This window comes from Alphaproteobacteria bacterium (genome assembly GCA_040218575.1).
Taxonomy (GTDB): Bacteria; Pseudomonadota; Alphaproteobacteria; order JAVJRE01; family JAVJRE01; genus JAVJRE01.
In genome coordinates, this window is sequence record JAVJRE010000002.1 from 400,461 (window position 1) to 425,146 (window position 24,686).

Below are 24,686 nucleotides of genomic sequence, written 5' to 3' on the forward strand. Positions count from 1 at the left end.
ACCACACGGGGCGCGGCCTAAACAGACACCTGCCAGCGCAGGGTTTCACCGCCCCGGAAGCGGTGAACAACACCACCGGGCAAAGGCGTCGTTTCCGGATGGTGCCAATCGCGCCGGACCAGACTCACCGTCTTCTGATTGACCGGCAATCCATAGAAGCGGGGACCGTTGACAGAGGCGAAACCCTCGAGCGCGCTGAGCGCGCCGGCCTCTTCAAAGACCTCGGCGTACAGCTCCAGGGCGGCGGCGGCGGTGTAGACGCCGGCACGGCCGATTGCCGCCTCCTTGTCACGCAAGGGGTGCGGCGCCGAATCGGTCCCCAGAAAAAAGCGCGAATCACCGGACGTGGCGGCGGCGATCAGCGCCTGCCTGTCGCTGCTCCGCTTGACCACCGGCATGCAGAAGAGATGGGGACGGATACCCGATCCAAGCAGATCGTTGCGGGTGACCATCAGGTGATGCGCTGTCACCGTAGCAGCCAGATGACTTTCCGCGGCCTTGACATAGGCAACCGCCTCGGCCGTGCTGACGTGCTCCATTACGATCTTGAGAGCTGGAAAACGCCGCCGCGTCGGAGCGAGAACGCGCTCTATGAACAGCGCCTCACGATCAAAAATATCGACATCCGGATCCGCCACCTCACCATGGACCAGCAACGGCATGCCGAGCCGCTCCATGCGCTCCAGAACACCGTGAACATGGGCGATGTCGGTGACGCCGGCGTCGGAATTGGTGGTGGCCCCGGCCGGATACAGCTTCGCCGCGACAAACGCTCCGCTGGCGTAGCCGCGCTCAATCTCGTCCGGGTCCGCCGTGTCCGTCAAATAGCAGGTCATCAGCGGCTCGAAGGTGGCAGTCTGCGGCAAGGCCGCCATGATCCGCGCACGATAGGCGAGCGCGTCCGCCGCCGTGCGTACGGGCGGTGTCAGATTGGGCATGATGATGGCGCGGGCGAATACGCGGCAGGTGTCCGGCAGCACCGCCGCCATGACACCATCATCGCGCAAATGCAGGTGCCAGTCGTCGGGCTGGCGCAGGGTAAGGCTCTGTTCAGTCATTGGACGGCCGCTCGTGACATTGGTCATGCAGTGTCAGCGCGGCCGACAGGGCCATGTCAACGGTCAAACCATCCATCAGGCCGGACATGTGGCCGGCCAGCCCCTGCGCCTGCAGCCGGTCGAATGGCTCCGGCGCGCGGACAACCGCTGTATGCTCACCCCACGGACCATAAACCCGCTCATCGGTCGGACCGAACAAGCCCAACGTCGGAGCGCCGACCGCCGCCGCCATGTGCATAAGCCCCGAGTCATTGCCGATATACAGACGCGCTCGCGCCAGGCAGGCCGCCGTCACCGGCAGGTCACAGCGACCGACCAGATCCAGCGTATCAATACCTCCGTCCAAGAGGCCACGCACAACTGCCTGCGCCCGCGCTTCCTCACCGGCACCGCCAAGAACAGCAATCGGCTGCCCGGCAAACCGGCCCCCCGGCCCGCACAGCTGGCGACCCAGCCGGACAAAACGCTCTGCCGGCCATTCCTTGCCGGGCCAGTTGGCGGTCGGTCCCATGGCAACAAACTCGCCACGACCGCCGAGCAGCCGGGCAGCCCTCAGCGCATCATCCGATGTTGGCCAGAGGACCGGCGGCGGCGGATCGGCCAGCCCCAGAACATCTGCCAGCTCGCGCACTTTTGCCTGTTGTACGCGGTACCGGGCAGCACCAGGACGGGCGGTGCGCCTTTCACGGGCGCGAACCAGGCCCGCGAACAGCGAGGCCCGCAGGTCAACCACCACGCTCCAGCGCCGGACAACCAGGTGCCGCCACAAAGAGAGCCAATGCATAGCGGCCCTCTGCTTGACCACCGGCAGGACCTGGGTGACTCCCGGCGCATTGGCGAACAACGGCGCCGGCAGCGGGCCGCAGACAACCGTTATGGCGGCGTTCGGCCGCGCGGCCGCCAGATAGGCCAGAAGACCGGTGGACAGTACGGCATCGCCGATACGATTGGCCGTGATGAACAGAATCGCCCCGCTGTCATGACCGGCATCGCGGATCGCACGACGCCCGCTCACGAGAACAGGGCTTCGTAGAAACCAGCCGTGGTATCGGCCGTGCGGGAGCGCTGTAGCCCCATGGCGCGCGCGCTGGCCTCAAGGTAGAGGTTGGCATCCGCCAGATAGCCAACCGCCGCTTGTGCGAAGCCCGGGCCATCGGCGACCAGACGACCGGTCTCACCATCGACGATGCGTTCTGCCGCCGCGCCCAGTGGTCGGGCGACGGCCGGCAGCCCGGTCGCCTGACTTTCCGCCAGAGTCAGCGCCACCATTTCCAATGAATCGGAGGGAAACAGATGGACGCGGGCGGCGCGATACTCGGCCGCCATGTCCGGGTCGGCGGCAGGGGCCCGGACCATAACGCCTTCGCACCGGCCCAGCGCCTCCATGATCGGCCGCAACCGGTCATCCACAGTGGCACCATTCAATGCCGCGTGAAGAGAGGACGAAAAGACGTGCAATTCCGCCGCCGGGCATTCCGGATGAATCCGCTCGCGCCAGAGATCGAGCGTCCAGGCAAGACCGCGCAACGGATGGCTGGTGAAGATGGCACGTGGCGGATCAACCGGGTCGGTTGGCGTTTCCTGCCGGAAGTGCCAGCCGACGGCAGGGGGGATGACCTTTACGTCCAGGTCCGGCTGCCCGGTCCATGTGGCGCGCTGCGCTTCGCTTTGGAAAATGAGAGCCGGTTGAAAACGGTCCAGCCGTTCACGCGCCGGACCTTCTGACAGTCGCGCGGCAGACCCGGCCAGCCACAGGATGCGACGATGGGTTTCCTCGACAAACCCCAGTAAATTGGTCTTGCGATAGGCGATCAGGACATCGCTGCGTGTGGCCGGCGGTACGGCCATGGTATGCCAGCGGGCGCCCTCGATGACATCGGCCACCGTTGCCCGGTTGTAAACATGGACGTCATGACCACGCCTAGCCAACGCACCGGGCAGGTTGGCAAAGACCTTCTCGGCCCCGTTGAGAGGGCTCAAGACCGGAGTCCGTGCGTCAAACGGTATGGAGTTATCGACCATTATAATGCGCATGGCGGGCCATCTATAGGCACCGGAATGGCGGCTGCCAAGGACCCTGCTCACAGATGGCTTGCTCTCGGGCAGGTGACCTTGCCATGTGGCGCCGCAGGCCCAATTCTTCCGGCAACGGCCAACCGGTGGAGCCCCTATGGCGGAAAAGTATCTGACCCATCTCGCCTGGCGCGGTGCCGTGTCCGTCAGTGGCCCGGACAGCCGCAGCCTGTTGCAGGGTCTGCTGACCCAGGATGTGGCTCTGGCAGACGGTCGCCATGCCTGCTGGGGGGGCTTTCTGACGCCGCAGGGCCGGTTCCTGCACGATCTTTTCATCCTGCAGGCCCCGGGTTTGGATTCCGACGCGCTGCTTCTGGAGGTGGAGCGGGAGCGGACGGACGATCTGGTTCAACGCCTGTCACGCTACAGGCTGCGCGCGCGCTGCCAGATCACCGGCCTGCCGGATGCCTGGCAGGTTCTGGCCCTGTGGGGCGAAGAGTCGGCGACTACCTTGCCACTGGCCAGCGAGCCGGGGGCCCTCGTCGAGGCCCATGGTGGGCTGGTATGGCGTGACCCGCGCCATCCCGTAATGGGATTACGGGCGCTAGTGCCAACCGGCGCAACCGACAGCCTGACGGCGGCCGGATTCGTGACAGCGCCGGCGGCGGCATGGGACGCACACCGCATCGCCCTGGGTGTGCCGGACGGCAGTCGTGATCTCGAGGCGGAGCGATCATTGCCGATGGAGTCCGGTTTTGATGGACTGAATGGAATCTCATGGACCAAGGGCTGTTATGTCGGTCAGGAACTGACCGCCCGCATGCACTATCGAGCGTTGGTCAAACGCCGCCTCATCCCGGTCCGCATCGATGGCCCCCTGCCCCGGACAGGCGCGACCATCCGGGCCGGCGAGGCCGAAATCGGCGATATGCGATCTGTTGCCAATGGCGTGAAGGACAGCCCTACACTGGCCCTTGCCCATGTCCGGCTCGACGCCTTGAAGGAAACGCTGACGGGTAAGCAGGATCTCTGGTGCGGGGAGGCCCGGATCACCCCCGTTCTGCCGGACTGGCTCCGCCAGCAGATTGACGCCCTGGAGTCGCGCTCAACCTGAACCGGCAATCTGCCGCAACCAGGATCAGCCACGCACCCCAAGCAAGGTGCCTCAGGCGAGGCAACCACCTAGCGCCGCCTGTGCGGCGGCGAGGCGGGCAATAGGCACGCGATACGGCGAACAGGACACATAGTCGAGTCCGACCTCATGGCAGAAAGCGATTGAGGCCGGATCGCCACCATGTTCGCCGCAGATGCCAACCTTGAGGTCAGGCCGGGTCGCGCGGCCGCGTTCCGTTCCCATGCGGATCAGCTCTCCCACCCCTTCGATATCGAGACTGATGAACGGATCGATTCCGAACACGCCGCGTTTACGATATTCGTCTATGAATCGTCCGGCGTCATCGCGTGAAATCCCGAAGGTCGTCTGCGTCAGGTCATTGGTGCCGAAGCTGAAGAAAACCGCTGCCTCTGCGATGGACCCGGCTCGCAGCACAGCGCGCGGCAATTCAATCATCGTGCCGACTTCATAGGTCAGCTCTTCGCCGGCGTCGGCCACCACCGCCGCCGCTGTGCGATCAATGACTTCCTTTAGAATGTCCATTTCCCGCCGCGTCGCCACCAGCGGAACCATGATTTCGGGATGAACGCGCTGACCGGTCTCGTGATACAGATCGGCTGCGGCAAACATGATGGCGCGGACCTGCATCTCGTAGATTTCGGGGAAGCTGATACCCAACCGACAACCGCGGTGACCCAGCATGGGATTGCTTTCGCTGAGTTCCTGTCGCCTGGCCCGCACCGCCGCCATGTCGAGGCCCATGGCGCCGGCTACCGCAGCCATATCGTCGTCGGTCTTTGGCAGAAACTCATGCAGAGGTGGGTCCAGCAGCCGGATGGTCACCGGCTGGTTCTCCATGATTTCGAAAATCTGGCGGAAATCCGCCCGCTGCATGGGCTCGATCTTGGCCAGAGCCCGGCGACGACCAGCCTGATCATGGGCCATGATCATCTCGCGCACAGCGACAATCCGTTCGGCGTCAAAGAACATATGCTCGGTGCGGCACAGGCCGATTCCTTCCGCCCCGAAGCGGCGCGCCGTCCGGCAGTCGGCCGGGGTATCCGCATTGGTCCGCACCTTGAGCCGGCGGGACTCATCCGCCCACGCCATCAGCCGATCAAAGTGACCGGACATCTGTGGCTCTATGGTCGCCACCTCGCCCACCATGACCTCCCCCGTGACACCGTCTATGGTGATGGTCTCGCCGGCGCGGACCGTGACGCCGCGGCCGCCCATAGTGCCGTTCGCCAGATCCACCCAGACTTCACCGGCACCCGACACGCAAGGCCGGCCCATACCGCGAGCGACGACAGCGGCATGGCTGGTCATCCCCCCCCGCGTGGTCAATATGCCCTTTGCCGCGTGCATCCCGTGAATGTCCTCCGGGCTGGTCTCCACCCGCACAAGGATGACCGACTCACCGGCGGCGGCGCGGCTTTCCGCTTCATCGGCCGTGAGCACCACAGCGCCCGACGCGGCCCCTGGCGAGGCCGGCAGGCCCCGCGCGATGATTGTCTTTTCCGCTGCAGGATCGAGAGTCGGGTGCAGTAGCTGGTCAAGTGAGGCCGGGTCCACCCGGCACACAGCCTCCGGCCGCGAAATAATGCCGTCGTCCGCCATTTCCACAGCAATGCGCAACGCAGCGGCTGCCGTCCGCTTGCCAGAGCGTGTCTGGAGCATCCACAAGCGGTCCTTCTGGACCGTGAACTCAATATCCTGCATATCGCGGTAGTGACGCTCCAGCTTGTCGCGGACGTCCACCAGCTGCCTGTAGATATCCGGCATCGCCTCTTCAAGGGACGGTTGATCGCCGCCGCTGGCCTCGCGTTCACGTCGTGTCAGGTTTTGCGGCGTACGGATGCCGGCGACCACGTCCTCGCCCTGGGCGTTAACCAGATACTCACCATAAAAGGCATTTTCGCCGGTGCCCGGGTCGCGCGTAAAGGCAACGCCGGTGGCGCAATCATCGCCCATATTACCAAAAACCATGGCCTGTACTGTCACGGCCGTGCCCCACTCGTCCGAAATACCGTGTAATCGGCGATAGGTCTGCGCTCGCTGGTTACCCCAGCTCCGGAACACCGCGTTGATCGCCTCGCGCAGTTGATCGCGGGCCGACTGCGGAAACGGTCGGCCTAAAGAGTCCTCGATCAAGGCCTTATACTGGCCAACCAGCTTCGCCAGGTCTTCTGCGCCAAGATCCGTATCCAGTGATACGCCCCTCTCATCGCGAAGGCGCTCAAGAAGATCTTCAAAATTGTAGTGCGAAACGCCGAGCACGACGTCGCCATACATCTGTATGAACCGGCGGTAGCTGTCGAAAGCGAATCGCCGGTTGCCGCTATGACGGGCAAGGTCCTCAACGGTACTGTCGTTCAGCCCGAGATTGAGCACCGTATCCATCATGCCAGGCATGGACACTCTGGCGCCTGAGCGAACTGACACAAGCAGCGGATCCCCGGCCTCGCCGAAGCGACTACCAACCTGGGATTCCAGATGTCGCAAGGCTTGCGTGATTTGATCATCCAGTTCGGGCGGCCAGGCGCCGTCGTGCACGTCGTGAAAGCGGCAGGCTTCCGTCGTGATGGTAAAACCCGGCGGTACGGGTAATCCGAGATTGGCCATTTCCGCCAGATTGGCGCCCTTGCCTCCCAGAAGATCGGCCATGGCAGCCTGGCCATCGGCGCCATCGGGACCAAATCCATAGACCCACCGGCGCCCTGATTGTCGAGAGTCTGTCACCGCCCCTGGATCCTTCCTGATGCCCTTGACGTATTTAGGCCCAATACCTTTGGGGTATTTGAGACTGTCGCAGACAGACCAGTCCTACCCCTCGATGCAGGAGAAGTCAGCGACTGTCTCCATGCACCGGCACAGCGCCATCAGCAACAGCAAACGATTGTGACGTAAATGCTGGTCATCGCTGTTGACCGTGACATTGTCAAAAAACGCATCCACCGGCTGCCGCAATGCGGCCAGAGCGGTGAAGTAGCTCTTAAGATCGGCTCCGTCCAGCGCCTTGCCGGAGACCCCGGCAAGCTCGTGCAGGACGGCAGCCAGCCGGATTTCTTCTTTCTGTGAAAGCAAGGCATCGTCAGGTGTGCCAGTCTCTACCCAGCCTTTGTGCGTCTCAGCGCGCACGATATTAGCGGCACGGCGGTAGGCGGTAAGAAGGTTGGCTCCGTCCTCTGTTTCCAGAAAAAGAGCCAACGCGCTGGTCCTGGCAACGAGGCGCACCAGATCATCATCCGGCCGACCCAGCCGCTCCGCAAAGGTGGCGGTGACCAAGTCATGGCGAATCCCGCTTTCGCGCAAGTGAACCTTCAGACGCTCTGCAACAAACGGCAGCAGGATAGCCGTCGGATCAGCGCCGTCGAAACCATCCACGGTCCGTCCATACAGGGCCGCGGCCTGGCCAAAAACAGGGACCAGCGGCAAACGGATTCCGTTCTCCAGAATCAGCCGGATAACCCCAAGAGCAGCACGACGAAGCGCAAAGGGATCCCGTGACCCGGTTGGTGTTTCGCCGATGGCAAAAAAACCAACCAGCGTATCAATCTTGTCGGCGAGAGCCACGCACACACTGAGCGGGGCCGACGGGCATGAATCAGACGGCCCGGCGGGCCGGTAGTGATCGCGGATCGCCAGCGCCACCTCGCTCGCTTCAGAGTCCTGCTCTGCATAATAGCGTCCCATGACGCCCTGCAATTCAGGGAACTCTGCAACCATGCCCGTGCCAAGGTCGGCTTTTGCCAACCGTGCCGCCGTACTGGCCAACTCTATGTCGGCGCCGGGAATCACGCGCGCTAGGTCAGCCGCGAGAGCCGCCATCCGGTCGGCTTTCTGTCGCAGATGACCCAGCCGGGCGTGAAACACCATGCCCGAGAGGTCCGCCACCCGACTGGCGAGTGAACGACGGCGATCCTGGTCCCAGAAAAACCGTGCGTCGGCCAGACGGGCTCGAAGGACGCGCTCGTTGCCAGCGACGATGGCCGTTCCACCATCATCGGCCAGCAAATTGGCCACCAACGCAAACCGCGGCGCCAGGGCGCCAGTGGAATCTGTCAGCGCAAAGTAGCGCTGATTCTTGCGCATGGTGGTGGTCAGGACTTCCGGGGGCAAGTTGAGGTAGTCACGATCAAATGAGGCCAGCAGAACCACCGGCCACTCGACGAGGCCCGCCACCTCACGCACCAGAGCATCATCAGCGACAACCGACAGGTCCTGCGATGCGGCAAGACGCTGCGCGTCTTCTCGAATGGTCTCAGCCCTCTCCGCTGCATCGATCATCACATAGGCAGCGCGCAGACGGTCCCGATACTCGGCAAAATCACGCACACGAAACGGTTCCGGCGCCAGGAAGCGATGGCCGGCGGTGGCATTGCCGAACGTCAGGACGCCTGGCGAAAGATCCAGACCACCAGGCAATACCTGGCCAGCAAAGAGCGCCAGCACACTGCGGAGCGGTCGCACCCAGCGCAGACGATTGTCGGACCAGCGCATCGATTTCGGCCATGACAGGCTCTCCACGACCTGTTGCACGATGGCGGGCAACAGGTCCACCGAGGGCTTGCCGGCTTGTTCGATCACGGCGAACAGAAATGCGCCACGTTCGGTCTCACGGGTCTCGACCTGCTCCCGCTCGAGTCCGTTCGCCTTGAGAAAGCCGGCAACCGCCTTGTCCGGTGCATCGGCCCGGGGCCCGCGACGCTCTTCTCTGAGGTCAGGCTGACCCTCCGCCACATCCGCGACAACGGCCCACAGTCGGCGCGGTGTAACACCACTGAGCACCGGACCATGGGCCAAGCGCGCCGCAGCCAGCCCGGCATCCAGACGCCGTGCCAGATCCGCCGCGGCCGCTGCCTGATAGCCGGCCGGAATCTCTTCACAAAAGAGCTCCAGTAAGAACTCAGCCACGGGCCGTGCCAATTGCAGCCGCCGACGGCTTAGCAGCCAGCCAGGCCTCACAGCAGCCCCGAGCCAGATCCCGCACACGAGCGATATAGGCCTGACGCTCCATGACGCTGATTACGCCACGCGCATCAAGCAGGTTAAAGATATGACTGGCGTGGATGCACTGCTCATAGGCCGGCAACGCTAGATTGGCCGCCAGCAGCTCCGCACACGACGCCTCCGCATCGCGGAAGTGTCCGAACAAACGATCAGTGTCCACCACGTCAAAGGCATAGGCGGACTGCTCGCGCTCATTGCGCAAAAACACGTCACCATAGGTCATCGGCGGTTCACCGGACGGACCGGTAAAGGCAAGATCGTATACGTTCTCGACGCCCTGAACATACATCGCCAGACGTTCGAGACCGTAAGTCAGTTCGGCCGAGACCGGATCACAGTCAATGCCGCCAACCTGCTGGAAATAGGTGAACTGGGACACCTCCATCCCGTCGCACCACACTTCCCAGCCAAGACCCCAGGCGCCGATAGTCGGGCTTTCCCAATCGTCCTCGACAAAGCGGATGTCATGCCTGGCCGGGTCAATTCCCAAGGCGACCAGACTATCAAGGTAGAGCTGCTGAACATTGTCCGGCGATGGCTTCAGCATGACCTGGAACTGGTAGTAGTGGTGAAGGCGGTTGGGGTTTTCGCCGTATCGCCCATCGGTGGGACGGCGCACCGGCTGGACATAGGCAACCCGCCGATGCGACGGCCCCAGCGACCAGAGCGTTGTCGCCGGATGGAAGGTTCCCGCACCGACCTCCATGTCCAGCGGTTGCAGAATGACGCAGCCACGATCTGCCCAGTAGCGCTGAAGAGTCAGGATCAGGTCCTGAAAGCCGGCGCCGCTCACGGGGCGAACGGGCAATCGTCACGGCCACACGCGGTGGCGCTGTCGATTGGCTGATAGGCTCCGCAACGGCTACAGGCCGTGGTCTCCACCGCCCGGATCGAAGGGTCCTCAGCCTTCGCCGCGGTCCCGGCCGACCGCCGGCTTGCCTCCGGCCCGGCCCCTGGCCCGGCCCCGGGCGTGACCCCGGGCGTGACCCCGGGCGTGACCGTGTCGCGGCGTGTGCCAGACGGTTTCGGCTGGACAATGCGAAATATCTGCCAGACGCCGATCAGGATGGCGGCCAGGACAATGAGCTTCCAGAAGCTGAATCCGAACATGGGCAGGTTGTATGGGTCGCCCGAAAAGGGGTCAAGCCGCCCGCCTACAAACCGAAACGAGCCCAGAGCGCCCTGGCCTCCGCCGACTCAATCAGGCCGTCGGCGGCCAGCGCGGCAAGAGACAGCGGCTCCGGCGCCCCCTGGCCGCGGGCGAAGCCAGGCACGGCCAGGCGAAACTTGCGACCGGCGGTGATCGGTTTTAGCCGGACGCGGTCGCCAAAACGATGACGCAGCGTCGCACGCAGCTCTCCAACCCCGTCGGCAAGACCCAGATCCACGGCCCGTGTGCCGGTCCAGAACTCACCCGAAAACAGCTCATCTTCGGACGCCTTCAGGCGACCACGACGACGGTCCACCACCAGGCGCTGAAATCTGGCGTGCATTTCGTCCAGAACCTGATGGAGACGACGGACGTCATCGGGGTTCTGCGGCAGGAAGGGATCGAGCTGACCCTTCCTGCTGCCAGCGGTATGCAAACGCCGTTCGACCCCATGTCGGGCAATGAAGTCCTGGAATCCAAAGGACGCCGCAACGACACCTATGGAGCCGACGATGGAGGTCTCATCAACAAAAATCTCATCACCGGCACACGCCAGCCAATAGCCGCCGGAAGCGGCCACGTCTTCAACGAAGACCAGGACCGGCAGCTTCTTCTCATCCGCCAGTTGACGGACACGCGCATGGATTTGACTGGCCTGCACCGGCGCCCCACCGGGTGAATTGATCACCAGCGCCACGGCCCTGGCGCCGCGCTGACCAAACGCACGCTCCAGCAGCGGAGCCACGGACTCCATGGACAGGCTTTGGCGCAGACCGCCGCGTGCCAGCAAAGTCCCGGTCAAACGCACAACCGGAACCACGGGCGCGCGACGACCGAAGAGCCGTGTGGAGAAACCCCCGGTAGAAAAACGTGTCATGGATGGACCACCTCGGATAGCCAAATACCCCGCCGGAGCGCGAGACTCTCTCGTTTCAGCCGCCGGCTGTCCCGTCGCGGACTGTCCAGTCGAGGGCCGCAGCATGACGAAGAACCGCTTCAGCCGCCGGGCTGAAGCGACCGTCCTCATCATGCAACACCATACCGGTCATACGACGGACGCCGGCAACGGCGCCGAGTCTCGCCTGGAAAACCAACCGCCGCACCTCACCCCCTGATCGTGCCAGCAGCGGAAACAGGCTGATAGCCGAGCGCGGGAACGCGGCGACCAACTCGTCTTCACGCTCCGGCCGGTGGATGATCGTGACGGTGCCCGCGGGTCGCACCATATCGCGACAGAAGTTCAACCATGTCGCCAGCGACGCATCGCCTTCACGCACCGCCACATCCCGTGACAAGAGGCGGGAGGCCGCAGAACCCGGCGGATTGAAGGGCGGATTGGCCATGACATGATCGAACTGTGCGCGGCCCAGGCTTGCCGCCCCATGGCGGATGTCACCGACGACCACATCAAAGCGGTCCGACCGTCCGTTGAGGCGGGCATTGTCCTGCGCCAGGCTGGCCAGCCGGTCCTGAATCTCAATGCCCGCCACATAGCATCCAGGGACTCTGGCCAGCAAGCACAGGGCTGCCGCACCGACCCCCGTGCCGGCATCAAGAACGCGCGCACCGGCCGATGCAGGCACTGCCGCTGCAAGAAACACCGGGTCTATGGCGACACGATAACCAGTAGCCGGTTGGCGCACGCGCACCCGATGGTTGAGCAACCCGTCAGTCGTCACATCCGGCCCGGAATCCGCCCGCATGGACAACGGCACCCTGGCCGAAGCGGGGGCAGCAGCGGCCCACGAGCCCCTGCCGGCACCAACAGGGGGCAGGCCTTCCGGCCGGCGGTTAACCATTATCACCGCCGATGTCCGCAGACCCGACCAGACCGGCGGCACGCTCCGCCTCCCGCACCAATGCGCGGGCCGGAACCAGATCTTCATCCGCCACCATAAGCCGCCGCGGAATTGCCTGGGCGCTGCCTTCCAGCACGCTGGCATGGCCATCGAGAACCTGACTGGCCATGCCGCTGTCGGTCAGCAAGGCCTGCAGCCAGGATAGCCACACCAGATCGTTCGTTCGCAACAGCTCCTGCATGACATCTCCGACAGTCAGGGCCTGACAGCCAGTGTCCGACAGGCGGAGCACAGTCTAGCCGGTTTGCCCGGACAATGCGGGGGTCGCCAGCGCCGCTGCTTGACCGGCCCCTCTGTGTTCCTATGCTGTTGTGGGGTCTGGTGCTGCCTGGTGCGGCCGTGAGGGGAAGATGGCTGATATTGTCGAACTGGGAGATCGTCGGCGCCCGCCCAGGCGCACGGGCATAGAAGCCCTGCAACGGCTGGTGGTGGATGATCTGGCAGCGGTAAACCGGGTCATCGTCGACAATATGGCGAGCTCCGTGCCGCTTATCCCCGAGCTGGCCGGCCACATCGTCGCTGCCGGCGGCAAGCGGCTGCGGCCCATGCTCACATTGGCCAGTGCCCGGCTGGTCGGATACCAGGGCCAGCGTCATCTGGGACTGGCGGCGGCGGTGGAGTTCATCCATACGGCCACCCTGCTGCACGATGACGTCGTTGATGAAAGCAACCTCCGGCGCGGTCGCGCCACCGCCAACAGCGTGTGGGGCAACCAGGCAAGTGTTCTGGTGGGTGATTTTCTGTTCAGCCGGGCCTTTCAACTGATGGTCGCCGATGGCTCCCTGCGCGTGCTGGAAGTGCTGTCCAATGCGGCGGCCACACTGACCGAAGGCGAAGTTCTGCAGCTATCGACGGTCAACGACACGAGCACCAGCGAAGCGACCTACCTGCAGGTCATCGAATCGAAGACAGCGGTTCTGTTTTCCGCTGCCTGCCGTATCAGTGCCATCGTCGGCGAGCGACCGTCGGGCGAAGAAGGTGCCCTGGCGACCTATGGCAGCAATCTCGGCATTGCATTTCAGCTGGTGGATGACGTGCTTGACTACTCTTCGCGGGACGTGCGCCTTGGCAAATCAGTAGGCGACGACTTCGCCGAAGGCAAAATCACCCTGCCTGTCATACTGGCCTACCATCGCGGAGACGGGCCCGAGAGGGATTTCTGGAAACGAACCCTGGAAGACGTAAATCAGCAGCCCGAGGACCTCAGCCGTGCTATCGCCCTGATTGAACGTCATAACTGCCTCAATGACTGCCTGGAACGGGCCCGCCACTATGCGGCGGTCGCCTCCGATGCCCTTGGTATTTTCCCCGACAACGACGCCAGGGTGGCTCTGGCGGATGTGGCGCATTTCTGCGTTGAACGCGCCTATTGACGGGCGCACGGGACACAAAGGCGCTGCTCGCCTGCCTTGCCGGGCGGCGCGCGATGGGGCTATAAGCTGCGGTCCCGGACGGCCCGCCGCGCGACGCGGAATGGCGGTCCGATACACGACCGGTCGGAGTGTAGCTCAGCCTGGTAGAGCACCGTCTTCGGGAGGCGGGGGCCGGAGGTTCAAATCCTCTCACTCCGACCAGATCCCGCCCGACCCGGTCCCGCCCGACCCGGTCCTGCGATATCAGTGTTGCCCGGCCGGTCGCGGCATCATACAGAATTGCCAATCATAGGGCGGGGCGCGTGTCGGTTCCGATCGGACAAAGCCCCGTCTTCAGGCCCGGTAAATTGCTGGCGGGGCCCGTTGTATTCACCGCCCTGCTCCTGGTACCGGCGCCGGCAACCATGCCGGACGGCGCCTGGACGGTTGTGGCACTCGCCGCGTGGATGGCGCTGTGGTGGTCCACAGAAGCTCTTCCCGTACCGGCGACGGCATTGTTGCCTCTACTGGTTCTGCCGGCCACAGGAATTGGCCCGCTGGCGACAGTGGCGCCGGCCTATTCCCATCCCCTGATATTCCTCTTCCTTGGTGGCTTTATGGTGGCGCTGGCCGTACAGCGCTGGAACCTCCATCGCCGGCTGGCCCTGGCCATCATTCTCCGGATAGGTGTCAGACCGCCGCGGCTGATAGCCGGCGTCATGCTGGTCACCGGCTTTCTGTCGATGTGGGTGTCAAATACGGCGACAGCCATGCTGATGCTGCCCATCGCCCTGTCGGTGCTTGACGAAATCGGCGACGACGATGGCGGGCTGACTCTGCCCCTGCTTCTGGCCATTGCCTATGGCGCCAGCATCGGCGGTCTGGCGACGCTGATCGGGACTCCCCCCAATGCCATCCTTGCCGCCTTCGTTGAAGAGACTTATGGCCTGGCAATCGGCTTTGCCCAATGGATGGCCGTCGCTCTGCCCATTTCCCTGGTTCTGGGGCTGCTCACCTGGCTAATCCTGACCAGACTCGTCACACAACGCTCCACGGCCGCTCACCTGGCCGCCCGCCGGGGCGGTCCCGGGCGAGACGTTCTGCGCCAGCATCTCGACCGGCTCGGCCCACCAAGGTCTGCCGAAAAGCGAGTGGCCGCCGTCTTTGTCACCATGGCTATCTTGTGGGTCTGTCGGCCACTGCTGTCCGGCTGGCCGCCGTTAGCCTGGCTGAACGACACGACCATCGCCCTGGTGGCCGGACTTGCCCTGTTCCTGATTCCGTCGGGCAATGGGCGGCCACTTCTGGTGTGGTCCGATACAGGCCGGCTGCCATGGGGAACGTTGCTTCTGTTCGGCGGCGGACTGGCTCTTGCCGATGCCATCGTCGCCAGCGGTCTCGCCACATGGATCGGCACGGCGCTGAATCAGGCCAGCGGCTGGAACCTGTGGTTGCTGGTCGGACTGATCGTGACCATCATGGTCTTCGCCACGGAACTGACCAGCAACACGGCAGCGGCCGCCACCTTACTGCCGCTGATCGGAGCGCTTGCGGTAACCGCCGGCGCAAACCCGTTGTTCATGATGGTGCCCGCGGCACTGGCCGCCAGCGCCGCCTTCATGCTTCCCGTCGCCACACCACCCAATGCCATCGTCCATGGCAGTGGCAGGCTATCCGTCACACAAATGGCGGCAGTCGGGTTCACGGTCAATCTAGCGGCGATACTGGTGTTGAGCCTGATTCTGCCATGGCTGACACGATGGATCTTTGGCGCGTGATCCTGTCACGCGATCCACGCCGCCGAGGATCGGCCATCCTCGCCTTGCCACAGCCGGCCACCACCCTACATTATTATTCAGGTGAGACATCAACCGGGAGCCCATCGCGATGACCGTTATCGATCCGCATAAAGACGACCGAATCAGCAGTCGCAAGGCAGAGAAGAGAATCGCCACCGAACCGGCGAACAAGAAGATCCGCATCGTATTCAACGGTCAGGTGATCGCTGAATCTGACCAGGCCCTGATCTATCATGAGACGGGCGTCGGCTCCCTCTACTATATTCCGCGATCCAAAGTGCGGGACGAGTTTCTGACGCAGACCGATCACACGACCTACTGCCCCTATAAGGGCGACGCGCACTACTGGACAATCACCGTCGGAGACAAGGTCGCGGAAAACGCCATGTGGGCCTATCCGGAGATCTATGACGACTACAGCCCAGAAATCGACGGTTGGGTGTCGTTCTATACCAACAAGGTTAACCAGTACGTTTTCGAGAGCGAGCCCTTCGCCGAGGCCCGGCAGGCGGCGGAATAAAATCTGCCGAGTGCGCGTGACGGTCAGGTCCGGCCGCCACCAGGCCGCCGGACCTTGACCACCGGCTTCATGCGCCGACGCGGCGGGCCACTGTCCCGCTTGTCATCTGACCGGCCTTCAGCCCCCGTCGCCGACGGCGACGCGGGCTGATCGGGGTCGACACGCCCTTCCGTCGCCTCGACAATCTGGCCCAACAGCTTGCGCATGCGCGCCTTGCGCGCCGCTTCGTCCTCGTCATCGGTCATGTGAAACCTCCGCCATGGCCTGCATATACAGGCTGTGAAAGTGGTGCACCGCATGTTCGCTGATGTCGGTCCGGTCGGGATTGACGATGAATCGTCCCTGGCTGTAGCCCCGCGACCGCAGACCACGCTGAACGTTCTCACACAGGCGATTGTCTTCCGGCTGCAGAACTTCGTTTGCGTAACGGATGCGGTCCTTGGCCGTTTGGTCCAGGGGCCCGTCCGGGAAATAGTAGTCAACCACCTCCACTGTGCGCTCCGGGCCCAAGGGCCGCAGGTAGAACATGGCCAGGTTCGGTGGCCCTGGTACGACGCCGAAGGTTGTGGTCGGCCATAACCACCAGAAAATTGCGCGCGTGCCATGGCGCGCGGGGTCAAAGGCATAAGCGGAGTTGTCCGGTCGACCGGCGTCGCTTTCATGCATGGAGTGAATTGCATAGGTGGTCGGCTTGTAGGTCGCCAGATCGACCAGGCGGGCAAAGTCCGGATGGGCCGGGGCGCAGTGATAGCATTCCAGAAAGTTGTCGATCACCACTTTCCAGTTTGCCTCGATTTCCCACTCCATAGTGGCCGCCTTGACCAGGCTCGCGCTGTCGCCGGCGAGCTTCTGCATCTGCCCCACCAGATCACCCGCCTGCTCCGCAAGCGGCCGGGCTGCCGGATCTAGATTGACGAACACCAGGCCGTGCAACTCTTCCAATTGCACCGGCACAAGGGAAAAGTCGTCGGGACGAAAGTCCCGTACACCGTCCGTCGCGCGCGCGGAGCGCAAACTGCCATCCGGGCGATAAGACCAGGCATGGTAGGGGCAGGTAATGACTGGCGCGCGGCCACTGCCATTCAGCAGCCGGTGCGCGCGATGCCGGCAAACATTGTAGAAGGCGCGCAGGGGGCCAGCCTTGTCGCGAATAACGAACACGTCCTGGTCAAGGATTGACGCCGTGACATAAGACCCGGCATCCGCCACATCATTGACATGACATACGTATTGCCAGGAGGCGAAAAACACAGGGCCGCGCTCTGCCCGCCATGCCGCCTCATCAGTGTATAGCCGTGCCGGCAGTGTCCATCCGCTATCCGGAGACTGGCCGATGGCATGCTCGCCCGGCCGCAGGACCGCCGGCCCAATCCTTCTCGTCTCCGCACCCGACACCCGCTAATCCGCCAGGAGTTGCTCGAAGTCCCGGCACAGGCCGCTCACCTTCCGACGCAGGTCCGGTGACCGCGCCGCATCGGCTTCCGCCCTCCAGCCAAGCTTCTCCAGCTTTTCCGGCAAGGTGGCGCGGATTTCAGCGGTGGACAGTTTGACGGCCTCGGCCATGTCGGTATTGGTCCACTGCATGATCTTCTCCGGCCCGTCTTTCCAGACTTCGTGCCAGTGCGGGCCGGCAACCGTGCAATCGAACCGCATGACCAGTTTCCAGTGGTTTTCCGGACCCCGTGCATGCACCTTGAAGGTGGGGCCTGCGAACCGGTCCTCGCCGCCGCGATACTGTAACTCGAACATCAAGGGGCCAGCCTCGTGAAATACCGGTTCTGTTTCATGTGCCATGGCGGATGCCTCCCAAGCGTGTTCCCGACTGCGTTCACCACAGGATAGTCGCCACGGCGGGCCGCGACAATTGCGAACCGATAGCAACAGGCCAGCGTAGTCTGGCTCAGCCGGGCATCCTGCACGGGCGACCTTCACAGGCGGCGGATAGGCGGACGATGGGCGGGAGGTCAGCGCGTGACCCGTCCGCAGGAGTATTGTATATGAGAATGATTCGCACTATCTACGCCGACCATCGCCACAGACCGCCAAACGCCGGGATGCCGTGACTGTTCTGACCGCCGACCCAGGCCACGCCGCGCCGGCCGCTCGCCACCGGGCCAGCCGCGCGTATTGGCGGTTGATCGCCCTGGCACTGGCCAGTGGCTTGTCGCTGCCGCTATTGGTGATTGCGGCCGGGCTGCTGCAGCCGTTCGGCGATACCTGGGCCCATCTTGCAGCCACTGTTCTGCCCGACTATGTGCGCAACACGCTGTTGCTGGTCGTCGGCGTCGGTTTCAGCACCCTGCTGATCGGCACCGGCACCGCGTGGCTGGTAACGATGTACCGCTTTCCTCTGCACAGGATAGCGGAGTGGGCCCTTCTGCTGCCCCTCGCCGTACCCGCCTATCTCATAGCCTATACCTACGCCGACTTTCTGGATTTCGCCGGCCCGGTGCAAACGCTGCTGCGGGATATTTCGCCGGCCGTCGCCGGATATTTTCCACCGATCCGGTCTTTGGGTGGCGCCATTTTTCTGATGTCTGTGGTGTTTTATCCCTATGTCTATCTGCTGGCCCGGGCCAGCTTTCTTGAACAGTCCGTATGCGTCCTGGAGGTCGGCCGCACACTGGGCTGCGGCCCCTGGGGCAATTTCTTTCAGGTGGCGGTTCCGCTGGCGCGCCCGGCACTGGCCGGCGGCGTTGCCCTGGCGGTAATGGAAGCAGTGGCAGATTTCGGCACGGTGCAGCACCTCGGTGTGCAGACCTTTACCACCGGGATCTTCCGCACCTGGTTCAGCTTCGGCGACCGGGTGGCGGCCGCGCAACTATCTGCCACCCTGATGGCCGTCATTGCCATGTTAATGCTGATTGAATTCAGCCTGCGGGGACGCGCCCGCTACGCCCACACCTCCGGACGCTATCAGCCGCTGCCACGGCCGCGTCTGACCGCATTGCGGGGCGGCCTGGCGACGGCCGCGTGCGTGTTGCCGGTGAGCCTCGGTTTCGTTCTGCCGATTGCCGTGCTGCTGTGGCTGGCGGTTGCCAATCGCTTTGCTGACGCTGGCGGAAGCTTTGCCAGCCTCGCCTGGAACACGACGATTCTGGCGGGAATTGGCGCTGTTCTGGTGGTCGCTGCATCGGCCTTGCTGACCTATGCGGTCCGCCAGGCGCCAGGATGGGTAACCCGCGGCGGTGCCAGAATCGCCACCCTTGGCTATGCCGCACCGGGTACAGTGGTCGCGGTCGGCGTACTCATACCCTTCGCCTGGCTGGACAACCAGCTGGACAGCATCATGCAGCAGACCTTCGGTGTGGGGACCGGCCTGGTCCTGACCGGCACGATCGCCGCCGTCCTGTTCGCCTATCTCGTGCGATTTGCCGCGCTGGGAGTCAAGACCGTCGAGTCCGGCCTCAGCCGCATTCGGCCCAACATGGACGACGCGGCAAGAAATCTGGGACTGGGCGCTCTGCCGACATTTGTCCGCGTACATGCCCCCCTGATGCGCGGCACACTGCTGACGGCAGGGCTTCTCGTGTTCGTCGAAATCCTGAAGGAGCTGCCGGCGACACTGATCATCCGGCCGTTCAATTTCGATACATTAGCTATCCGCGTATTTCAGCTGGCCTCCGACGAGAGGCTGGCCGAGGCGGCAACCACAGCGCTGGCTATCGTCGGTGTCGGCATCCTGCCGGTAATCATCCTGAGCCGAAGAATCGGCCACGGCCGACCCGGCACGGGCGAGCCGGGGGCCACCGCACAATCTGCCGGCAGCGGCCCCCGGGTTTACTAGGCCCGCCGCCTATTTCCAGCCGGCGCGGTCATAGACCATCTGAGCCAATGGCTGATTCTCACCATAAACGGCCACATTGACCGGAGCGGCCCGGAACTGGCCAAGGCTGGCCAACGCCGCATCCGGCGCGACCCCGTCCACCACGGGGTACTCGTTGTTGACCCCGGCGAAGTAGGCTTGTGCTCCGGGCGATGTCAGAAACTCCAGAAAGCGGACAGCCGCTGCCGGATGCGGTGCATGAGCCGCCACGCCGGCGCCGGAAATGTTGACGTGAGTGCCCAGACCCTCCTGATCGGGAAAGACGACACCGATACGCGCCGCCATAGCCTGATCGGTCGGGTCATCTGACGTCAGGAGCCGTATGTAGTAGTAGGTGTTGGCAACGGCGACGCCACACTCGCCGGCGGCAACCGCCTTGAGCTGTGCGGTGTCATTGCCGGCCGGCTGGCGAGCAAAGTTGGCTACGACTCCCTCGGCCCACGCCTGGGCGCCGGCCTCCCCCAAGGTTTCAATCATGGAGCCCATGAGGGAAAGGTTGTAGATGTTCGAGCTGGTGCGGATGCACACCTGCCCACGCAGCGCCGGATCAGCCAGGTCCGCATAGGACTGCACCAGGCCAGGGTCGATACGCTCCTTGTTGTAGTAGATGACTCGCGCGCGCTGGGCAAAACCGAACCAGTAACCATCCTCGTGGCGCAAATATCCGGGGATGGCAGCCTCCAGAATCGGTGACGACACTGGCTGCAGCAGACCAGCCTGCTGCGCCCGCCACAAATTGCCGGCATCAACCGTGATGAAAACATCGGCTGGACTGTTCCGGCCTTCGGCCAGCATGCGCTGGATCAGTTCATCGGACTCCGCTTCGATCCGGCGCACCTCTATTCCGGTCTCTGCCGTGAAGGCGTCATACAACGTCGCATCCGTTGCGTAATGGCGCGCTGAATAGACATTCAGCACGGAGTCCTGCGCCTGGGTCATGGCGGGCGGAGCCAGCAGCACAGCCGCAAGCCCGAAGACAGCCGTGACGAGAGTGCGAAACATAGAGCGTCCCTTCCTGTATAGCTGCCGCCGACCATGGACCAGCCGGCGTTTCCACTGGTTCACTAATTGCGAATGATTATCATTATTATTTGAGTGTCTAGCAAAAAAATTGCGTCATTTCGCCGCATATACCTGTTTTGAGCCGATTTACGATGCTTCCAGAAAGGTCTGGACCAATCAATTGAGAGTCAAACGCAATACTATAGGCTGTAATCAGCGCAGCCGCGCCGATTCGACCAGACGCTGCGGTACCTGGACCACATAAAACTCCGCCGCCGGAGTCGGGTCGGACAAAGTCACCCGCATGGTCACCAGATCGCCAGGCTCTACCCTGCCTTCACTGAACCGGACCACATCACTGGGCTCGCGCACGTCGACACTCTGGGCGAAGCGGTCAGACTTGAAGGGACGGACAGACTGCACCGCCTGATCCCATGAGAGACCATCCAGATAGTCACTCGGCAGCCACAAGACTTCCTGCAGTTCCAGCTCATAGGAAGTCCAGGCAAAATCCGTCCGGTTTATGGCCACCTTAATCAGGTGAAACCCGGGCAGGCGATGTGTGCCGACCCCATGGGGAAACACGTCAGACAGGCCCCGAACAATCAGAACCGCCGGCTCTGCACCGGTAATGTCCTCCACAACTACGTAAGGGTCGATGCTGCTGCCGGCGCCAGACACCGAGATCAAATTGAACCCGCCCAGCTCGTCCGAGAATGTCAGACCGCCCCACTCTATGGGCTCCGCATAAGCTGGTCTCGGTGAATGGCTGCCAACAATCAGCCATCCGCACAAAACCAGGCCAGACAGGATTCTCCGAGGGCAGACCATTGTGATCACTCCTGGTGTCGTTCCGCCCGTCGCATAGTGCCGGGTGCCGGCTGGATGCCGGCTGGCGCCGGCCGGGCGTCGGCTGGCGATAGCCATTATCCGCAGGCCGGCCGGCCATTGTGAAGTACGTTCGAACTAACGGCTTCGTGTGCACAGGCTGGCACGGCCACCCCGTCTCGATCACCAATTAAGTGCTGCTTTACTATCTTCAACTACAACCTTTCCGTGTATTTCATCAATAACTGGCCATCCACGGATGCAGCCAGCCCAACAGACAAAGGGAACCGGGCAATGTCAACAGAAGCCATGGACAAACTGGACATCACAGCCAGCCCGTCTGGATCTGACAGCACAATCAGAGCCTCCAGCAGGCTTCGATCAACCATAAAGCTCGGCGTCCGCGGCAAGCTGATGGTGCTGCTGACGGTATTCGGCATTGTGCCGGCGGCGGGCCTGTTCGGTGTCTACTGGTTCAGCGAGGGGCAGTTCGAGGATGCCTTCGAGCAACGCTACCTGAGCAGTGCCTCCAGTGTCATCGAGACCATCGAACGCAACCTGTTCGAGCGCTATGGCGACGTCCAGGCCTTCGGCCTCAACCAGGCCGCCCAGGACCCCGCCAACTGGCGCCGTCCCGGCCAGGATACCGCCCTGGTGCGGGCCATGAACGGCTATATGACCGGCTATGGCATCTACCGGGCCATGACCCTCCTCGACCTCCAGGGCAATGTGCTGGCCGTCAATACCGTCGATCCCAGGGGCCAGGCCCTCGACAGCCGCCCCGCCTATGCCCGCACCTTCGCCGGCCAGGCCTGGTTCCAGGATGCCCTGGCCGGGCGCTTCCTGGAAGGCGCCAACGGCTTCACCGGCACCACCGTCACCGAGCCCTATCAGGACCCCTTCATCGCCTCCCTCTATGGCGATGACGGCTTCGTCATGGTCTTCGCCGCCCCCGTCCGCGACGACAATGGCCGCATCGTCGCCATCTGGGCCAACTTCGCCGACTTCGCCCTGGTCGAGGACATCATCGCCGGCGCCTATGACCAGCTCGCCGCAGAGGGCTTCGGCAATGCCGAACTCACCCTCCTCGACCGCAGCGGCAAGGTCATCGTCGACTACGACCCCAAGGGTCAGGGCTGGACCACCTATGACCGCAACTTCGCAGTCATCGGTCAGCTCAACCTGGCCGACGCCGGGGTCACCGCCGCCCAGGCCGCCGTCCGCGGCGAGCGCGGCTCCATGGTCGCCAACCACGCCCGCAAGGGCATCGCCCAGGCGGCCGGCTTCGCCCACACCCAGGGCGCCTATGACTATCCCGGCCTCGGCTGGTCCGCTCTCGTCCGCGTCCCCACCGATCAGGCCTTCGCCACCGTCAAAAGCGTCGAACTGATCATGGAGCTGGCCATCCTCGCCACCCTCGCCCTGGCCCTCACCGGCGGCTTCCTTATCGGCGGCGCCGCATCCAGCCCCATCCGCGCCATCGCCCGCGCCATGGACCGCCTGCGACAGGGTGACACCGATATCACCCTGGAGCGCCGCTCATCCGACGAGATCGGCGACATGACCGACAGCCTCAACGCCCTCAAGGACGAGGTCGCCCGATCCTTCCAGCTGGCCCAGATGATCAAGCAGATGCCCCTCAACATCATGATGGCCGACAAGGACTGCACCATCACCTATCTCAACGACGCCAGCCGCAAGACCCTGCAGTCCCTCGAGCACCTCCTGCCGGTCAAGGCCAGTCAGGTCGAGGGATCCTCCATCGATATCTTCCACAAGAACCCCGCCCACAAGAGAGCCCTCCTCGCCAACCCCGCAAACCTTCCGCACAAGGCCGTCATCTCCCTCGGTGACGAAAAGCTCGAGCTCAACGTCAATGCCATCAACGACCAGAAGGGCCAATACGCCGGACCTATGCTCAGCTGGAGCATCATCACCGATCAGGTCCGCTCACAGGCCGAAACAGCCCGCCTGACCACGATGATTGAAGAAATGCCTATCAACGTCATGCTGACGGACACAGACAAGTTTCAGTTCGTCTATGCCAATCGCTCAGCCAGAGAAACGCTCAAGTCCCTTGAGCATCTGCTGCCCATCAAGGCAGACGATGTGATCGGCGCCGATCTGGACATCTTCCAGAAGCAGTCAGAGCAGGACCGCAAAGCCCTGGCAGACCCGGCCAGCCTGCCCCACCGCAAGCGTATCGATATGGGCGACGAAACCCTGGACCTGAGAATCTCACCGATCACGGACAATCAAGGCGACTATGTCGGTCCCATGGTCACATGGTCGATCATCACCCAGCAGGTTCGCCTGGCCGACACCTTTGAGAGCAACGTCAAAAGCGTAGTGGAAACCGTGTCGTCCGCATCCACCGAGATGCACTCTACAGCCCAGTCCATGAGTGCCTCGGCGGAGGAAACCAATCGCCAGGCAAGCGCCGTGGCGGCGGCCTCGGAAGAAGCCTCCACCAATGTCCAAACCGTGGCATCCGCGGCGGAGGAACTGGCCAGCTCCGTGGAGGAAATCGCCCGCCAGGTCGACCAATCGAAAAAGATTGCCGGTCAGGCGGCCCAGCAGGCCATGAGCACCAACGCCCAGGTGGAAAGCCTTGTCGCTTCATCACAGAAAGTCGGCGAGGTCGTCAGTCTCATCTCGGAAATTGCCGAGCAGACCAACCTTCTGGCCCTGAACGCCACCATCGAGGCGGCACGGGCCGGCGATGCCGGCAAGGGCTTTGCCGTTGTCGCCAGCGAGGTCAAGAGTCTGGCCAATCAGACCGGCAAAGCGACGGAGGAAATCGCAGCCCTGATCAATTCGATCCAGCAGGCCACGGGCGACTCCGCTCAGTCGATACAGGCGATTGCCAAGACGGTTGAGGAAATCAACCAGATTTCCGCCACCGTCGCCGCCGCGGTCGAAGAGCAGGGCGCGGCAACCCAGGAGATCGCCCGCAATGTGCAGCAGGCCGCGGCCGGCACACAACAGGTTTCATCCAATATCGCCGGCGTCAACAAGGCCGCCAATGACTCAGGGGCGGCGTCAGCCCAGGTAGTCGAAGCGGCGGGCGAATTGTCCAAACAGTCGGAGAGTCTGCGCGCGGAAGTCGAGCGTTTCCTCGAGCAGGTGCGGACGCTCTAATACTGACCGTC

The 24,686-nt window shown here is 63.3% G+C and carries 20 protein-coding genes and 1 tRNA gene; 7 read left to right on the forward strand and 14 right to left on the reverse strand.

Annotation, left to right across the window (positions count from 1 at the left end; translation table 11 throughout):
• Window positions 1–17 precede the first annotated feature (17 nt).
• Genes pyrC through RIE31_03485 form a run of 3 tightly spaced genes read right to left on the reverse strand, consistent with a single transcriptional unit; the run spans window position 18 to window position 3,038 of the window.
• Window positions 18–1,058 carry a dihydroorotase gene (gene pyrC / locus RIE31_03475; protein MEQ8639660.1) on the reverse strand — a complete coding sequence of 347 codons (1,041 nt, stop codon included), beginning with the start codon at window positions 1,056–1,058 and terminating at the stop codon, window positions 18–20.
• The gene (locus tag RIE31_03480; GenBank protein MEQ8639661.1) at window positions 1,051–2,073 is read right to left on the reverse strand and encodes a glycosyltransferase family 9 protein; all 1,023 of its coding nucleotides are present in this window, start codon (window positions 2,071–2,073) and stop codon (window positions 1,051–1,053) included. Before RIE31_03480 ends, pyrC begins: the two co-directional genes overlap by 8 nt.
• Complete coding sequence (locus tag RIE31_03485; GenBank protein ID MEQ8639662.1) at window positions 2,070–3,038, reverse strand: glycosyltransferase; 969 nt, start codon at window positions 3,036–3,038, stop codon at window positions 2,070–2,072. The genes RIE31_03480 and RIE31_03485 overlap by 4 nt, the downstream gene beginning before the upstream one ends.
• Window positions 3,039–3,228: 190 nt before the next feature.
• Between RIE31_03485 and RIE31_03490 the strand changes: the two genes are divergently transcribed.
• Window positions 3,229–4,185 (forward strand): folate-binding protein, encoded by a 957-nt coding sequence (locus RIE31_03490; protein MEQ8639663.1) that lies wholly within the window; start codon window positions 3,229–3,231, stop codon window positions 4,183–4,185.
• Window positions 4,186–4,236: 51 nt separating this feature from the next.
• Here RIE31_03490 and ppdK read toward each other — a convergent pair whose 3' ends face one another.
• The 6 genes from ppdK to RIE31_03520 form a co-directional block, all read right to left on the reverse strand.
• Window positions 4,237–6,927, reverse strand: coding sequence for a pyruvate, phosphate dikinase (ppdK, locus tag RIE31_03495; protein MEQ8639664.1), 2,691 nt, complete (start codon window positions 6,925–6,927; stop codon window positions 4,237–4,239).
• Between the two features lie 84 nt (window positions 6,928–7,011).
• Window positions 7,012–9,102, reverse strand: a complete 2,091-nt coding sequence (gene glyS / locus RIE31_03500) for a glycine--tRNA ligase subunit beta (GenBank protein MEQ8639665.1) — start codon at window positions 9,100–9,102, stop codon at window positions 7,012–7,014.
• Window positions 9,095–10,006 carry a glycine--tRNA ligase subunit alpha gene (locus RIE31_03505; protein ID MEQ8639666.1) on the reverse strand — a complete coding sequence of 304 codons (912 nt, stop codon included), beginning with the start codon at window positions 10,004–10,006 and terminating at the stop codon, window positions 9,095–9,097. Before RIE31_03505 ends, glyS begins: the two co-directional genes overlap by 8 nt.
• A 346-nt stretch (window positions 10,007–10,352) precedes the next feature.
• Entirely contained in the window at window positions 10,353–11,225 is an 873-nt protein-coding gene (locus RIE31_03510; GenBank protein MEQ8639667.1) for a S49 family peptidase, read from the reverse strand.
• Between the two features lie 55 nt (window positions 11,226–11,280).
• Window positions 11,281–12,051, reverse strand: coding sequence for a methyltransferase (locus RIE31_03515; protein ID MEQ8639668.1), 771 nt, complete (start codon window positions 12,049–12,051; stop codon window positions 11,281–11,283).
• A gap of 88 nt (window positions 12,052–12,139) precedes the next feature.
• Window positions 12,140–12,388 carry a DUF2007 domain-containing protein gene (locus tag RIE31_03520; protein MEQ8639669.1) on the reverse strand — a complete coding sequence of 83 codons (249 nt, stop codon included), beginning with the start codon at window positions 12,386–12,388 and terminating at the stop codon, window positions 12,140–12,142.
• Between the two features lie 169 nt (window positions 12,389–12,557).
• Here RIE31_03520 and RIE31_03525 point away from each other — a divergent pair, with 169 nt between their 5' ends.
• The 4 genes from RIE31_03525 (at window position 12,558) to RIE31_03540 (ending at window position 15,878) form a co-directional block, all read left to right on the forward strand.
• The gene (locus RIE31_03525) at window positions 12,558–13,580 is read left to right on the forward strand and encodes a polyprenyl synthetase family protein (protein ID MEQ8639670.1); all 1,023 of its coding nucleotides are present in this window, start codon (window positions 12,558–12,560) and stop codon (window positions 13,578–13,580) included.
• Between the two features lie 124 nt (window positions 13,581–13,704).
• Window positions 13,705–13,781, forward strand: a tRNA-Pro gene (locus RIE31_03530).
• Between the two features lie 146 nt (window positions 13,782–13,927).
• Window positions 13,928–15,337: a DASS family sodium-coupled anion symporter gene (locus RIE31_03535; GenBank protein MEQ8639671.1), complete on the forward strand. Its 1,410-nt coding sequence runs from the start codon at window positions 13,928–13,930 to the stop codon at window positions 15,335–15,337.
• 109 nt (window positions 15,338–15,446) lie between these two features.
• Complete coding sequence (locus tag RIE31_03540; GenBank protein ID MEQ8639672.1) at window positions 15,447–15,878, forward strand: DUF427 domain-containing protein; 432 nt, start codon at window positions 15,447–15,449, stop codon at window positions 15,876–15,878.
• 23 nt (window positions 15,879–15,901) lie between these two features.
• On the opposite strand, the gene RIE31_03545 is transcribed toward RIE31_03540, so the two are convergent.
• From RIE31_03545 to RIE31_03555, 3 genes are all read right to left on the reverse strand, one after another.
• Window positions 15,902–16,123, reverse strand: a complete 222-nt coding sequence (locus RIE31_03545) for a hypothetical protein (GenBank protein ID MEQ8639673.1) — start codon at window positions 16,121–16,123, stop codon at window positions 15,902–15,904.
• Window positions 16,113–17,129, reverse strand: a complete 1,017-nt coding sequence (locus tag RIE31_03550; protein ID MEQ8639674.1) for an aromatic ring-hydroxylating dioxygenase subunit alpha — start codon at window positions 17,127–17,129, stop codon at window positions 16,113–16,115. Before RIE31_03550 ends, RIE31_03545 begins: the two co-directional genes overlap by 11 nt.
• 147 nt (window positions 17,130–17,276) lie before the next feature.
• The gene (locus RIE31_03555) at window positions 17,277–17,672 is read right to left on the reverse strand and encodes a hypothetical protein (protein ID MEQ8639675.1); all 396 of its coding nucleotides are present in this window, start codon (window positions 17,670–17,672) and stop codon (window positions 17,277–17,279) included.
• Window positions 17,673–17,937: 265 nt separating this feature from the next.
• Here RIE31_03555 and RIE31_03560 point away from each other — a divergent pair, with 265 nt between their 5' ends.
• Window positions 17,938–19,665, forward strand: a complete 1,728-nt coding sequence (locus tag RIE31_03560; GenBank protein ID MEQ8639676.1) for an iron ABC transporter permease — start codon at window positions 17,938–17,940, stop codon at window positions 19,663–19,665.
• 9 nt (window positions 19,666–19,674) lie between these two features.
• On the opposite strand, the gene RIE31_03565 is transcribed toward RIE31_03560, so the two are convergent.
• Entirely contained in the window at window positions 19,675–20,706 is a 1,032-nt protein-coding gene (locus tag RIE31_03565; protein MEQ8639677.1) for a Fe(3+) ABC transporter substrate-binding protein, read from the reverse strand.
• Window positions 20,707–20,919: 213 nt separating this feature from the next.
• Window positions 20,920–21,396 carry a hypothetical protein gene (locus tag RIE31_03570; protein ID MEQ8639678.1) on the reverse strand — a complete coding sequence of 159 codons (477 nt, stop codon included), beginning with the start codon at window positions 21,394–21,396 and terminating at the stop codon, window positions 20,920–20,922.
• 552 nt (window positions 21,397–21,948) lie between these two features.
• Here RIE31_03570 and RIE31_03575 point away from each other — a divergent pair.
• Window positions 21,949–24,675 (forward strand): methyl-accepting chemotaxis protein, encoded by a 2,727-nt coding sequence (locus RIE31_03575; protein ID MEQ8639679.1) that lies wholly within the window; start codon window positions 21,949–21,951, stop codon window positions 24,673–24,675.
• Window positions 24,676–24,686: the final 11 nt, after the last annotated feature.

Bases quoted from the DNA above. Each gene is read 5' to 3' on its own strand.
- RIE31_03545 (MEQ8639673.1), bottom strand. From the start codon at position 16,123: ATGACCGATGACGAGGACGAAGCGGCGCGCAAGGCGCGCATGCGCAAG.
- RIE31_03490 (MEQ8639663.1), top strand. From the start codon at position 3,229: ATGGCGGAAAAGTATCTGACCCATCTCGCCTGGCGCGGTGCCGTGTCC.
- RIE31_03515 (MEQ8639668.1), bottom strand. From the start codon at position 12,051: ATGCGGGCGGATTCCGGGCCGGATGTGACGACTGACGGGTTGCTCAAC.
- RIE31_03555 (MEQ8639675.1), bottom strand. From the start codon at position 17,672: ATGGCACATGAAACAGAACCGGTATTTCACGAGGCTGGCCCCTTGATG.
- RIE31_03575 (MEQ8639679.1), top strand. From the start codon at position 21,949: ATGGTGCTGCTGACGGTATTCGGCATTGTGCCGGCGGCGGGCCTGTTC.
- RIE31_03540 (MEQ8639672.1), top strand. From the start codon at position 15,447: ATGACCGTTATCGATCCGCATAAAGACGACCGAATCAGCAGTCGCAAG.
- RIE31_03510 (MEQ8639667.1), bottom strand. From the start codon at position 11,225: ATGACACGTTTTTCTACCGGGGGTTTCTCCACACGGCTCTTCGGTCGT.
- RIE31_03525 (MEQ8639670.1), top strand. From the start codon at position 12,558: ATGGCTGATATTGTCGAACTGGGAGATCGTCGGCGCCCGCCCAGGCGC.
- RIE31_03520 (MEQ8639669.1), bottom strand. From the start codon at position 12,388: ATGCAGGAGCTGTTGCGAACGAACGATCTGGTGTGGCTATCCTGGCTG.
- RIE31_03565 (MEQ8639677.1), bottom strand. From the start codon at position 20,706: ATGTTTCGCACTCTCGTCACGGCTGTCTTCGGGCTTGCGGCTGTGCTG.
- pyrC (MEQ8639660.1), bottom strand. From the start codon at position 1,058: ATGACTGAACAGAGCCTTACCCTGCGCCAGCCCGACGACTGGCACCTG.